Origin of the sequence: Nostoc sp. LEGE 06077 (genome assembly GCF_015207705.1) — a bacterium.
Lineage (GTDB): Bacteria > Cyanobacteriota > Cyanobacteriia > Cyanobacteriales > Nostocaceae > Nostoc_B.
In genome coordinates, this window is the sequence record NZ_JADEWI010000016.1 from 40,537 (window position 1) to 53,756 (window position 13,220).

A 13,220-nucleotide genomic window follows, 5' to 3' on the forward strand; every position below is an offset into this window, starting at 1 on the left:
CAACACCAATTGCAGGGTTAATTTTTATAGTTGAGAAATTTTGCAGTTTTCGGCGGATAATTTGTTGGGTTACGCTATCGCTCCACCCAACCTACGGGAGAGGCGATCGTACTACGGGAGAGGAGATCGCACTGTTCACTGATAACTGATAACTGATAACTGATAACTGTTTTACGCTACCGCCACCACACGAAAACCCACATGAAAGATTGTAATTGCGCGCGCGTCGTGGCGATCAGCAGTAGGAGGAAGCGCCGCTACCATAGCGGCTGTGGAATACTCGCGCGTGAGGTAGTTACGGATGGCAGACCGGCAGTACTGAGCATCGCTGTACCACGAACCGCCACGCAGCATCTTTATGTTATTATCTTTACCTGTTAACCACGCGCTTCCATCTTCCGGCGCGTCTTGGTAATTTTCGTTATATACATCTTGACACCATTCCCATCTATTACCACACATATCAAATAATCCAAAGGGGTTTGCCGGAAATATTCCGACATTTGTTGTTTCCCCTCGATATTGACCTTTGGGTGCAGCGCCGTAGGGATAATTACCATCGTAGTTAACTAATTCTGGGGTGATGGTTTCCCCAAAATAAAACGGCGTTTCTGTCTTTGCACGACAAGCATATTCCCATTCCGCTTCACTGGGTAGTCTATATTTACGTCCTGTTTTTTCACTCAACTTTTTACAAAACTCTACCGCATCATCCCAACTTACAGTTTCTACAGGTCGTTTCTCACCTTTGAAACTGGATGGATTTTTCCTCATAATTGCTTGATACTGCGCCTGGGTAATTTCATATTTCCCCATGAAGAAGCCTGGAACTTTTACCTGATGCTGGGGACTTTCATCTGATTGTCGGTCTTTTTCGGCTGGTGGTGAACCCATCATAAAGGTTCCCCCTGGTATCTGCACCATTTCCAAGGTGACACCATTTCCTAAGTCTTCGATAAACTGTTTTCCTTTAAGTTGAGGACGACTTATAACATTTCCTTTTGCATCTACCTTCGCAGTTTGAAATGGAAAGGTTTGTAAGTTGATTTTTTGTGGAGCAGGTTGAATAACTGGAGTTTCTGTTGTTTGTGGTATTTCACTAACAGAGTTTTCTCCTGTACCAAACGGCCAAAGGCGCGGGATTATAATTGCTGAAGCCAAACCAGCACTCCCAAACCAAAGTATTTGAATTACCCTGCGCCGCGACAGGTTAATTACTGGTGACGCTGAAGGAGTCTCAACAGGTGTAGGATTCTTTGGCGTGATAGGTTTTGGATTTGACGGAGTATTATTAGTCCGTGATGAGGCTGAGTTTGGAGGCGGTGTACTTGTAACTGACTTAGGTGAAATTGGTTGCTGGGGTTGTTGAGATACATAAGGAGTTGCAGAACTATTTCGCAGTCTAGCAATTTCTTCCAACGCTTCTATAGCTTCCATATCTTGACCTGATGCAGCAGCTAGTACCCTAATCCAAAGCTGTTTTGCTAAAGTCAAGTCTCTCTTACTCTGAGCGCGATAAGCATCTATTTTCAATGTCGCAATATCTGCCAGGGTTGCATATCGCGGTACAAGTATCAGGTGAGATTTATTTACAGGTTCCGCAATTATATATGGTGTTTGCCTCCCACTTTTATGCTGACGCACAATTTCCGGCACACGAAAATTGAGATACTGATTTAACCTCTCAACAGTCGCGCATTGTCCGCGAACTCCCAACCCTTCTAATAACGCCGTAGTAAATGCACCTTGTTGCAGTGCTTCAATTTCATAAGAATATTCCTGGGGACTACAAGAAAATATACTAATAACTCCTTGTTGACGTGCTTCCTCGGCGGTTTGTCTCCCAATACCTTCACCACTTTTTTGAGCAAGACTGCGACAAGCATCTAAAATCAACACAACGTTATCTGCACCACAACGCCGCAACCTTTCGGTGACAAAGTTAATGGGTATCGCTGTTTCTTCAATATCTGCGGGGTTCCCATCCAAAGGCATGAGATAATCGCGTTCAGCATGACGCATCCCATGTCCACTAAAAAAGAACCAAAAGTTATCACCCGCACCCATGAAGGGTTGATTAAATAACTCTAAAAATACACGCCGTAAATTGGCGCGGGTGGGACGTGTTGATTTTCCGCCAATTTCCGGTGAGTCATCGCTGAAGAAAAATATCCTCTCAAACCCCGCCTCGGTGCGAAGAAACTGCTGGATTAATTCTGCATCCCGCTTGGCATAATTTAGCGGTTGCAGATAATCATACCTATTAATGCCAACTGCGATCGCCCAATTTTTCGCCATGCTTTAGTTTCGCGGTTGCAAATAATTATACTGGTTAATGCCAGCTGCGTTCCCGCTTCGGGTTGCCGAAGGCATCGCCCAATTTTTCGCCATCTACTTTGGTTCTTGTCGCTTAAATGTCAGCTTTATCGCACCTTTCCCACTAGCTTTTGCACCGCTACCAATTAACTTAACTTCCCCTTCACCGCTAATTTCTACGGATAGTTCAATTTCCTCAAGCTGCATTTTAGAATTTGCTTGCTGTTCAGCACGACTAAACAAGCGTCCTACCAATTGCAGAAACTGAGTCATGTTCTGTTCTAATTTTTGCGCGGAGACGGGAACTGCATCACCTTTCGTGCTGGAAGGTTCTTTTGCTTCGTCTCCCCAACCTCGTGGGTTGTTAATTCCGCCTTTTGTCCCGTCAGGAATGGTAATTGGCGCTACGTCGTCGGTGACAATCAAAATGCTATCTGGTGGTGTGTCTGACATATATATACTCGGTTTTTATTTAGCATTTTTGCATAAATATTTTGTATCACGTAGAAACGAGGGGGGATCTTAATTGAACTGTATTTAATTATCAGCGATGCGATCGCACAGAAGTTTTCACACAGGGTAATTAGTACGTCCGTTTTACTGAATGCAGATTTAGCTAAACTAGATTATGCGCTTTTATGATTTCGGTGAGGTAATAGAATGGTCATCGCCGACAAAAATCTGTCTCTACCAGACCATACTCAGCTACCAGAGTCTGACGGTAATTTTGTGAAAAATTTCCAGTAACATCCCCAGAGTATCTTATTAACTGATTCTATTCTGCCACGATTACAAGAAATTCATCCCGATGGATATTATTGTATTGGTCAAGATTCTGGTATCTACTGGCGGTTAACAGATCCTCCAGAAAAAGGTGCAGAAGCACCAGATTGGTTTTATGTTCCGAATGTTCCCCCAAGTCTTAATGGGTAATTTCGTCGTTCTTATGTGTTTTGGCAAGAATTGATTGCGCCATTAGTTGTTTTAGAATTTGTGTCGGGAAATGGAGACGAAGAACGCGATAAAACTCCTTACAAGGGGAAATTTTGGATTTATGAAAATATTATCCGTCCTCCTTATTATGGTATTTACGAAGTTAGAAAAGCATCGGTGGAAGTCTATCAGTTAGTTGCTGATCATTACGAAAAAATGCTTCCCAATGATAGAGGACATTATGCAATTCCGCCGATAGGTGTGGAGTTAGGAATTTGGCAAGGTCGTTATCAAAATGTAGAATTACCTTGGTTGCGTTGGTGGGATGAACAAGGTAATTTGCTATTAACTGGTGATGAGCGTGCGGAAGCTGAACGCCAACTTGTGGAAATTGAACGCCAACGCGCGGAAATAGCTGAACAAGAAAATGCTCTTTTGCGGGAAAGGTTACGCGCTTTGGGTATCGATCCTGATAATCTTAGTTAGTAGATAGTGGCGATCTCACTTCATTATCACCAGTTGCGATCGCCACTATCTACCACACTATACAATATATATTGTCAATACAAAATCAACAGATAGATAGAAAAATTCACATTTAAAAGTAAGCAAAAAGTAAGAAATGAATTTTTATTTAAACGCCCAAAATATTACGGAATAAGAAAAGTAGATGGTACAACCGCGCAAGGTCTTTGCCCAGCATTGGCTCAAAAGTGACAAGGTACTCAACGCCATAGTTAAGGCGGCAGAGTGTAGTACAAATGACCGCATCCTGGAAATCGGGCCGGGGACAGGCATTCTAACTCGTCAATTACTACCTTTAGTACAGGCTTTGGTAGCAGTAGAAATTGACAGGGATTTATGTAAGTTATTAGTCAAACAATTGGGAACTAAAGAAAACTTTTTACTATTACAAGGTGACTTCCTCGCATTAGATTTAGAAACGAATTTAGCAGCATTTCCTAACTTCCAAAAATCTAATAAAGTAGTAGCAAATATTCCCTACAACATTACCGGGCCAATCATCGAAAAACTATTAGGAACCATCTCCCATCCCAACCCCAAACCATTCGATTCCATAGTGCTATTAATTCAGAAAGAAGTAGCAGAAAGATTGTATGCCAAAGCAGGTTCAAGAACTTTTGGAGCGTTATCAGTCAGGGTGCAATATCTGGCAGAATGTGAGTTAATTTGTCCAGTCCCAGCAAGTGCATTTTATCCACCGCCAAAAGTAGACTCAGCAGTTGTCAGATTGCGTCCGCGTCAGTTGGAAATTCTCGCTAACGACCCACGCAGATTAGAGAATCTGCTAAAGTTAGGATTTGGAGCAAAGCGGAAAATGTTGCGGAATAATTTGCAATCTGTAATTGACCGCGATCGCCTGGCCCAATTACTGGAACAATTAGAAATAAATCCCCAAGCTAGGGCTGAAGATATCAGCACTCAGCAATGGGTAACTCTCGCTAATGAAGTGGGAAGTGTGAAGTCAGAAGTATGAAGTATTCATTTCCGACTTCCCACTTCTGACTTCACACTTAATCCTTAATTTTTTTGAAAATGCGTTCCTATAATTTAATTGCCCCTGCCAAAATTAACTTGTATTTGGAAATCATTGGCGATCGCCCCGACGGTTATCATGAGTTAGTCATGATTTTGCAAAGTATCGACCTCGCCGACCGAATTAATATTCGCGCCATCAGTGACGAAACTATTCGCGTTCACTGTAACCATCCCCAAGTCCCCACAGATAAAACTAATCTGGTATATCGCGCCGCAGAATTGATGATGAAACATTTTCCCGAAGCTGCGGCTAAATATGGGGGAGTGGAAATTACACTAGAGAAAAATATTCCCGTCGCGGCTGGGTTGGCGGGAGGTTCGACTAACGCCGCAGCAGTTTTGGTTGGGATAGATTTACTTTGGAACTTGGGACTTACCCAAACAGAAATTGAAGAATTGGGCGCTACCCTAGGTTCAGATATACCATTTTGTGTCGCAGGGGGAACAGCGATCGCCACAGGTAGAGGTGAACAACTTGCACCACTGCCAAATTTAGATCATATATATATAGTATTGGCGAAGTATCGTAGTCTAGAAGTTTCTACCCCTTGGGCATACAAAACCTATCGTCAAGAATTTGGTAGTACCTATCTGAAAACTACTGAAGATTTAGCCGCGCGTGCAGCCGCAGTTCATTCCGGTGAAATAGTCAAAGCCATTGTCCATAAAAATGCAACCGAAATTGCCCAAAAACTGCACAATGATTTAGAGCGTGTTGTTTTACCTGCTCATCCCCAAGTTTTGCAACTACGCGAACTCTTTGCAACTCAACCAGGAGTTCTCGGAACAATGATGTCTGGTTCTGGGCCGAGTGTGTTTGCAATTGTCGAGTCGGAACAACAAGGACAAGTAGTGAAACAATCCATCCGAGAAGCAATACCCGATGAAGATTTAGAATTGTTCGTGACTCGCACCATTAACCACGGCATTCAGATAGCATCTTAAGAAGGGAACAGGTAACAGGTAACAGTTTTATGAGTGAAAATATCACACCACAAGAAACAGCAACCCAGGCGCAAGCATCACCACTACGTTGCGTCACAGGCGCAATCATTTCCAGTGGAATGGCCTATGCTTTATATTCGCTGATGATTGCGATCGCAACTTCCTTTGCCAGCAAACCCGTCCATTCTACTAATGAACTCGTCATCAAAATTACCGCTGCGGTACGTACATTAGTTGTTGGTATAGTTGCTTTAGGCAGTGGGATATTTGGGATAGTAGCACTAGGATTAATAGCTTTGGGTGTGCAACTATTAATCCAGCAGTTGTCTCAGCCAAAAAATAATTAAAATTTTGATTTGCTTGTTTAACTCTGAGTCACAGGTAAGCACTTCTCCAACCGAGTCCAAGTATTCACAAACTCCTGCTTTTTTCGCCAATGTTTAGGAGGTATGCCATGATGCTGTCGAAATTGGCGAGAAAAGTGACAAGCATTTTGATAACCTAAAGCGATCGCAATTTGCTCAATGGTTTGATTAGTATTTTTTAGCAAAGAACGCGCCGCCATCATTCGCCGCTTAACAATCCAGCCATTGACAGTTTCGCCTGTTTGTTTGGCGACTCTGTTAGTTAAATAAGCGCGGGAATAACCCACCGCCTCAGCTACTTTAGATAAAGTAATTCCTTGGTGATAATTAGCTTCAATGTAGTCGAAAACTTCTTTGAGTTGGGGAAGTGAAGGGAAAATTGACTCAGGAGTTTCCGACACAGAGATGTTTGTCGGTATAGGTGAAGGTATTTGAGGTGATTGATTAGCATAGCAATATCTCAGCAAAGCTTGTTTTTCTAATCGAATAGCGATCGCTCTCAGCAATTGCTCAACGGTTAAAGGCTTGGTAAGATAATCATCCGCCCCCAACTCCATACCTTTGCGTAAAGCATCCTTAGTATCGCTACCAGTCAAAAAAATAAACGGAATAATCGCCGTCAGCCTGTCTTGACGCAAACTATTTAAAACATCGTAACCATCCATATCTGGCATCAAGATATCGCAGATCACCAAATCTGGTAAATGCTTTTGTGTCAATTGGATACCAATACGACCATTCTCTGCACCGATTGTGTCATAGCCTTCAGCTTGTAAACTCTCCAAAAAGAGATTGCGGGTAACAGCATCATCTTCAATGACAAGAATTGTTTTCGAGGATGTGTGCATCATTGTTTCATCACTAGGGTTTGTAGCAGGTTAAAAAAATTCATGCAAAACTTTTATTTCACAAATGGCAGCATAATAGTAACAGTCGTGCCTACACCAACCTCACTTTTCATATCAATATGACCACCGTGTAAGTCAACAAGAGTTTTGACAATTGATAGTCCTAATCCAGTCCCCGGTAGATTAGCAATATTACTACCTCGATAAAATGGCTCAAATAGCCGCTGTTGATCTGCTGCGGGAATCCCAATACCGCTATCGGTGACTTGAAAAATTACCGTCTCTTGTTCCCATGAAAGTTGAAAATCCACCTCAGCACCTGATGGAGAATACTTGATTGCATTGTCGAGCAAGTTCTTGAGTATTGGTTCCAGCAATTTTTTATCGATAAACGCAGTGAAACAACAAGCTGGACTAACAAAATTAATTCTGTTTTGGCTACTGTATGTATGGATTTGTGCAACTATCTCATCACACAACCGCACTAGATTGAGTGGTTTAGCCTCAAAGTGGAGTTTAGCCGCTTCTGCTTTCGCCAAAAATAAAATATCGTCTAACATCTTGCTGATTTGTTCAACAGATGTTTGAATGCGATCTAATAATGGTCTAGTTTTTTCCTCTGTCCATTCCTTTATGTGCCGCTTGAGTAAGCTATTAGAAAAGGAAATTACATTCAGCGGTGTCCGCAATTGATGAGAAAGCATCGATAAAAATTGCGCTCTGAGTTCGCCCAGTTGTTTTGACTGTTCTAAAGCTTGGCTCAGTTCGGAAATATCCCAAATACTCCAGACTCTACCAATAATTTTGCTATCTAGTCTTTGCGGTCGAGAGTATTGAGCAAAGCATCTCCCATCCTTCAACTCTAAAATATCGTAGCGATCGCTCTGACAATCACACTTCATCTCCCACATCGAATCCCGGAATAGTTGCGGCTCTTTGAGTTGATTCTCAAAAAAAGCTTGGCATTGGAAACTATTCCTCGATATTGTCAGGGAGTTGGGAATCTGCCACATCTGGACAAATTGTTGATTACAACTGACAATATCTTCCTCTAAACTAACTGCAATAATGCCATAAGCTGTTGATGCCAAAATAGAACGCAGTAAAGAAACTGATTTTTCTAACCTTGCCTCTTTTTGCTTCAGTTCTACAACTTCTTGCTGTAAATGTTTGTTAACCTCAGTTAATTCCTCAATCAAAGTGTGCATATTTAACTCTACTATTTCATCACTCTTATTGACCTACAAATGTCAACTCTGATTGTGGCTTTAGTACCAATTTAGATATGGAATGAACTAACGTTTAGCCGTAAGCATTCATATCCTGCACTCCTTTTAACTAGTGGGTACTAAAGCCATATAGTTGAGAATTAGCAATTTTCACAGTCATAGTCAGACTGTTAATCGTTAGTGGCAATAGCAAAAGAGAATTTTAAAATAATTAAAATCGCTGATTTATTTAAAAATATTCTACCAATAAAAAGATATCACTGATATTTTATGTTGAGAAAAAACATTTATTGTTATAAAGTAATTTTTTTATATAGACAAGATAAAGATCACTTCACTTTCACCGCTGATTGAGCAGAAATTATCATGAGAAAAACAAAGGCTTTCTCAATTAAAATCTTTATTCTTCAGCCCCTTTATCTGATAAATGAATACTATTAGATTAGAGTTGAACAGGTATAAATATATTTAACAATCTTGCTTGAATCATTAATAAATAGACTGAAAATGCTAAATCATGGGCATTATTTTGTACAGTGGACAATATTTACTATTTTTTCTCCTCTCCAAAAAGATATCTTTGGCAAATATATATAGATTATATAGGCTTAACCTTCTTTCATATAGGATTTAATTTTTTAAATTTTACTCCCTATGGAATCTAACTATAAAATAATAGACTACATCATCTATCCGAAGATATAAATAATTTTATCATTAAGACAAATCAATATATAAAATAAGTTGATTAATTAACTTTACTTCTCTCTTAAGAAATAAAAAATATTAATTTTCTATGTGTTATGGAATACATTAAATTAGTTTTAGTGACAAAAAAACCCAGTTAGATTGGCACATTGATTATTTTTCCAACATCGTTATGTCTTCAAACTAGTTTGCATTTGCGGCATTTCTTTAACCGAGTATAGATGCAACTAGTCTTGACAAAATTTAATCAATGACAAGAGCGAAAAAATAGATAGGTCTTGCAAAACAATAATCATATATCTGCGGCTTAATATTCAGTAGTCTTAACAAAGAAGCAGCTTCTGCAACACGGTTTATTGATAGGGGCAGGATTATTTATAAATCCACTCAGCAGATCACAATGCTAGTTGATTTCATCCACCCCTATTTTCAAATTTTATTTGTGCTGATTGATGTGTCATGTCTTGAGGTAGCAAAATTGGTTGGGAAATCAGGCGATCGCTCTAACTCCCTAGCCGATGATTTGTGATTCCCTCACTTACACCACCTTTGGTAATATCTGGGTATCACCAACTTTCACTGATGTAATAATAGACACTGCCTTGGCGGAGATCTTCTTTCATCTGGATTCTCAGAGTGGAAGCTTATTCACCAGCAGTTACAAATATCCAGGAAGCGATTTGAACAATCCCCCACTGGAATTAAGCATCAAGGAAAAAGCTATTACCTCTCGGCACTAAGCGATCGCAGTCAAGTATTATTACCACTGTGATGGGAGCGTTTATCCCGTAACTCACAACTTTCGGTACTTACCCCCATAACAGCAGCAATCTACCATGCACAGGCCAATTCCTAAACTACAATCTTCTACCAACAAAAAGCGCTGACCATAAAACAGGTGAGTATGCGAAATTAGTTGAGGTGGCACTTGACTACTTCCGCCAGGGTGATTTATCTGAAGTAGTTCCGAGTCAAAACTTTTTTCAGGCCTGTAAACAGCCACCTAGTTAGCCATTACCCACATGAAAATATATCCATATATGCCTATTTTTGGGGGCAAATATCTAGGCATATATCGATTGCCAAGCCTATAATTATCCGTCCTATTTATATCCGTGAACTAATAGGCGGAGACCCTGAACAGAGTTTTTGGTGTTAGATCCAATCCAAACTATAAAATCTGGGGCTTAAAGCCAAAAGAGGGTTTTATGCATCAACTAGACAACCTACAAAACGCCAAAAAAATTAATACAGAACAAGTTGAACAAATTGTGAAAGCAATTATTGCCGGTAAGTATTCCTGGGCGTGTGTTTTAATGCTCAGATTTTCTGGTTATAACCCTATAGATTACATCCCATATCGCACCTACATTCGTCTCCTAAAAAATAACTATTTACTCGAAGGGACAAAGCAGAAAGAGCTGAAAGATTCTGAACAAAAGATAGGCGTTTTTGATGTCAAATCAAATTGGGTACGCTCTTAAAATCTGCCTTCTCTATTAGCAATACACAACCTTAACTACCCTGAATAAAATCAAGCATTGGCTGGAGTTTTTCTGGCTGATTTTTCATATTTTCAAATAGAATTCAGGAGTCAGGAGTCAGAATTGAATTCTGTGCAAGCATCTGAATGAGTGGGTTTAAGACCATAATTTATCGGTCTAAAACTAGCGTAAAGTTGCGTTGGGCAGGTTTCCTGGCTTGAGCAAACTTTTCAAGAAAGTGGGAAATTCTGACCCGCCACTAATAGTTACTGAGCTTGTTTTGAGCGTAGTCGATGTATTGATTCTAGCTCCTGAATTCTGGCTTCTGGATAGTTCATCTTCCAATTTTCCGCAACTTTATGATTTACCCGATGACCACTGTGAATTCTCATCTCCAACCCATGTTAAGAGAAATTGTGTGGCAGAAAAAGCAAGAAGTAGCACAGATTCAACAACACATGTCTTTGGCTTCTTTGCAACGTCAGTTAACAGCTGCACCAACCGTACGAGATTTTTTAACAGCCTTACAACAAAATCCTCATAAACCTAGTTTAATTGCAGAAATTCAAAAAGCATCTCCTGGTTATGGAATGATTCGTGCAGACTTTGATGCTATTGGGATCGCCAAAGCTTATCAACGTGCTGGTGCTGCTTGTATTTCTGTCTTCACCGAACGGACATTTTTTCAAGGTAGTTTTGAAAGTCTGCGGATAATTCGCCACAAAGTATCAGTCCCACTGCTTTGCAAAGAGTTTATTATTGATCCCTGCCAAATTTATTTAGCACGAGCCGCAGGTGCAGATGCAGTCTTACTGATAGCCGCTATTCTCACAGATAGACAACTGCAAGATTTTCAACGCATAATTCATTATTTGGGGATGAATGCCTTAATAGAAGTACATACCTTAGCCGAACTTGATCGGGTATTGCAGTTAGATGATGTTCGGTTGATTGGAATTAATAACCAGAGCTTGGTAGATTTTACCGTCGATATCAGCACAACTCAAAGACTACTAGCAGCTAGGCGATCGCAAATCCAAAACCTAGGTGCGATCGTCGTTAGTGAATCAGGGTTGTATACTCATGCTGATTTATCCCTCATGGCTGAAGCGGGTACCAACGCCGTTTTAATCGGAGAATCTTTAATCAAAGAAACAGACATAGAACAAGCTGTACACCGTTTGCTTAACATCGATTCTTCCATGTTCCAAGAGTAATAACCACCTTTCCTATTCCCCACTCCTGAACTTTCAAATCGTTGGGTTAAGCAATGCAAAACCCAACAATTTGAAATAAATATTTACATCAATTAACTAATGACTATTTATTGATCCACAATTACGTTACTCTTAAGAAAAATTAACATTTAAATTCCGCCGATGCTAAGACTATTTACCGACTTCGACGGCCCTATTGTTGATGTTTCTGAACGGTACTATCGAGTTTATCAATATTGTTTAGAAAAAACCCAACGTCCAGGTCAAGCGCTACAACAACTGAATAAAGCTGAATTTTGGCAACAAAAGCGATCGCGCATTCCCGAAAAACAAATAGCCTTAAATTCTGGCCTTGATGAAGCACAAGCACAAGAATTTTCTCAACTGCGGCGGAAAACAGTACATACAGAACCTTATTTTGAGTATGACACCCTAGTACCGGGTGCTATAGACGCACTATTAAAAATTCAAGCAGCAGGAATTGACTTAGCAGTTATGACAATGCGGCGAGTTTGGGAATTAGACTTTGCCTTCCAAAAATTTGATTTAGGTAAATTTTTTCCTGCAAATCGTTGTTATTGTTTGAGCAACGATTATGTTAAGACTCGTGACATCGAAGACAAACCATTATTAATGGCAAAAGCCTTACAAGAACTATCTCCCGTGAATGATACATGGATGGTAGGAGATACAGAAGCAGATATTACTGCGGCTAAAACCCACAACATTAAAGTTATGGCGGTAGAGTCTGGTATTCGCGATCGTACTCAACTAGAACTGTACCATCCCGACTTAATTGTTCCAGATTTAAATTCAGCAGTAACTCTCATCTTAGAAAAGAGTACGCTCACTTTCAGATAGTTGACAAAAAATGGGTGACAGAACCAATCATCTGCTACCCATAATCAATTCAAAACTGTGAATCTTACCGCAGAAAGCTACTAACCAACCACAATAATATAAATGTGAACACTGTAGAAAATTGCTCAGTATTCAGCCTACTTAAACCTATTTGTGGTAAAAGCCAGCTGGCAACCAATCCGCCAATAATTAAGCCGGCAATCAGACCAATCAGCGTTAATAAAACAGATCTACCAAACTTACCTTCTTTCCGATTGAGAAAGTAAACACTAATGCCTACCCCAACCACTAACGCCAACTGTAAAACTTGATCACCTGCGGCAGGATAAAAAATACCAATAGCACTCAAACCCAAATACCAAGCACCTGGTAACAGTACATCTGCCGTTGTTGGCTGATCTAATATTCTTTGTAGCCATGCAGGTGACTGTTCACGAGGAGTTGAAACTTCTTTAGGAGAAAATTGCACTCGTAGTTCTGGAAAGCGGATTCGCTCAGGTACTTTGATTTTGCCTTCCTGACGCATCCGTAACCGATCCATTAAAATCGCGTCGTAAGAAGCTTCAATGAGTTCCAGAGTCTTAGCATCGCCACTGTGTTGCTCCAATAGGCGATTGCGAGCATCCTGAATTTCATCAAAGCTAGCATCTTCGGACACCCCAAGTTTGTCGTAGGGATTTTGATCGCTCATGGGAGTTTACACTTCAGCCTTAGTCAGCAGCGGTATTTTGCTTTTTGGAAAACAACTTTAGGT

12 protein-coding genes and 1 pseudogene are annotated in these 13,220 nt (G+C 40.4%); 8 read left to right on the top strand and 5 right to left on the bottom strand.

Going from position 1 to position 13,220, the window contains the following annotated elements:
• Positions 1-171: 171 nt before the first annotated feature.
• Positions 172-2,298 (bottom strand): SUMF1/EgtB/PvdO family nonheme iron enzyme, encoded by a 2,127-nt coding sequence (locus IQ244_RS13255; RefSeq protein ID WP_193894698.1) that lies wholly within the window; start codon positions 2,296-2,298, stop codon positions 172-174.
• A gap of 93 nt (positions 2,299-2,391) precedes the next feature.
• Positions 2,392-2,769 carry a hypothetical protein gene (locus tag IQ244_RS13260; RefSeq protein ID WP_193894700.1) on the bottom strand — a complete coding sequence of 126 codons (378 nt, stop codon included), beginning with the start codon at positions 2,767-2,769 and terminating at the stop codon, positions 2,392-2,394.
• A gap of 207 nt (positions 2,770-2,976) precedes the next feature.
• Between IQ244_RS13260 and IQ244_RS13265 the strand changes: the two are divergent.
• From IQ244_RS13265 to IQ244_RS13280, 4 genes and pseudogenes are all read left to right on the top strand, one after another.
• Positions 2,977-3,735, top strand: a pseudogene (locus IQ244_RS13265) (Uma2 family endonuclease).
• 184 nt (positions 3,736-3,919) lie between these two features.
• Positions 3,920-4,747, top strand: coding sequence for a 16S rRNA (adenine(1518)-N(6)/adenine(1519)-N(6))-dimethyltransferase RsmA (rsmA, locus tag IQ244_RS13270; protein WP_193894702.1), 828 nt, complete (start codon positions 3,920-3,922; stop codon positions 4,745-4,747).
• A gap of 59 nt (positions 4,748-4,806) precedes the next feature.
• Positions 4,807-5,754: a 4-(cytidine 5'-diphospho)-2-C-methyl-D-erythritol kinase gene (ispE, locus tag IQ244_RS13275; RefSeq protein WP_193894704.1), complete on the top strand. Its 948-nt coding sequence runs from the start codon at positions 4,807-4,809 to the stop codon at positions 5,752-5,754.
• Positions 5,755-5,783: 29 nt separating this feature from the next.
• Positions 5,784-6,101 (top strand): DUF3082 domain-containing protein, encoded by a 318-nt coding sequence (locus IQ244_RS13280; RefSeq protein WP_193894706.1) that lies wholly within the window; start codon positions 5,784-5,786, stop codon positions 6,099-6,101.
• A gap of 17 nt (positions 6,102-6,118) precedes the next feature.
• Here IQ244_RS13280 and IQ244_RS13285 read toward each other — a convergent pair whose 3' ends face one another.
• The gene (locus tag IQ244_RS13285) at positions 6,119-6,970 is read right to left on the bottom strand and encodes a response regulator (protein ID WP_193894708.1); all 852 of its coding nucleotides are present in this window, start codon (positions 6,968-6,970) and stop codon (positions 6,119-6,121) included.
• A 50-nt stretch (positions 6,971-7,020) separates the two neighbouring features.
• On the bottom strand, positions 7,021-8,175 hold the full coding sequence (locus IQ244_RS13290; protein ID WP_193894710.1) for a PAS domain-containing sensor histidine kinase: 1,155 nt from the start codon (positions 8,173-8,175) through the stop codon (positions 7,021-7,023).
• A 1,129-nt stretch (positions 8,176-9,304) separates the two neighbouring features.
• On the opposite strand from IQ244_RS13290, the gene IQ244_RS32990 reads away from it, so the two are divergent.
• The 4 genes from IQ244_RS32990 (at position 9,305) to IQ244_RS13305 (ending at position 12,466) form a co-directional block, all read left to right on the top strand.
• Positions 9,305-9,433 (top strand): hypothetical protein, encoded by a 129-nt coding sequence (locus IQ244_RS32990; protein ID WP_265578933.1) that lies wholly within the window; start codon positions 9,305-9,307, stop codon positions 9,431-9,433.
• Between the two features lie 679 nt (positions 9,434-10,112).
• On the top strand, positions 10,113-10,388 hold the full coding sequence (locus tag IQ244_RS13295; RefSeq protein WP_193894712.1) for a HetP family heterocyst commitment protein: 276 nt from the start codon (positions 10,113-10,115) through the stop codon (positions 10,386-10,388).
• 359 nt (positions 10,389-10,747) lie between these two features.
• Entirely contained in the window at positions 10,748-11,605 is an 858-nt protein-coding gene (gene trpC / locus IQ244_RS13300) for an indole-3-glycerol phosphate synthase TrpC (RefSeq protein ID WP_193894714.1), read from the top strand.
• Positions 11,606-11,767: 162 nt separating this feature from the next.
• Positions 11,768-12,466 (top strand): HAD family hydrolase, encoded by a 699-nt coding sequence (locus IQ244_RS13305; protein ID WP_193894716.1) that lies wholly within the window; start codon positions 11,768-11,770, stop codon positions 12,464-12,466.
• Between the two features lie 64 nt (positions 12,467-12,530).
• Here the strand turns inward: IQ244_RS13305 and IQ244_RS13310 are convergent, their stop codons facing one another.
• Positions 12,531-13,157 (bottom strand): CPP1-like family protein, encoded by a 627-nt coding sequence (locus tag IQ244_RS13310; RefSeq protein ID WP_193894718.1) that lies wholly within the window; start codon positions 13,155-13,157, stop codon positions 12,531-12,533.
• Positions 13,158-13,220: the final 63 nt, after the last annotated feature.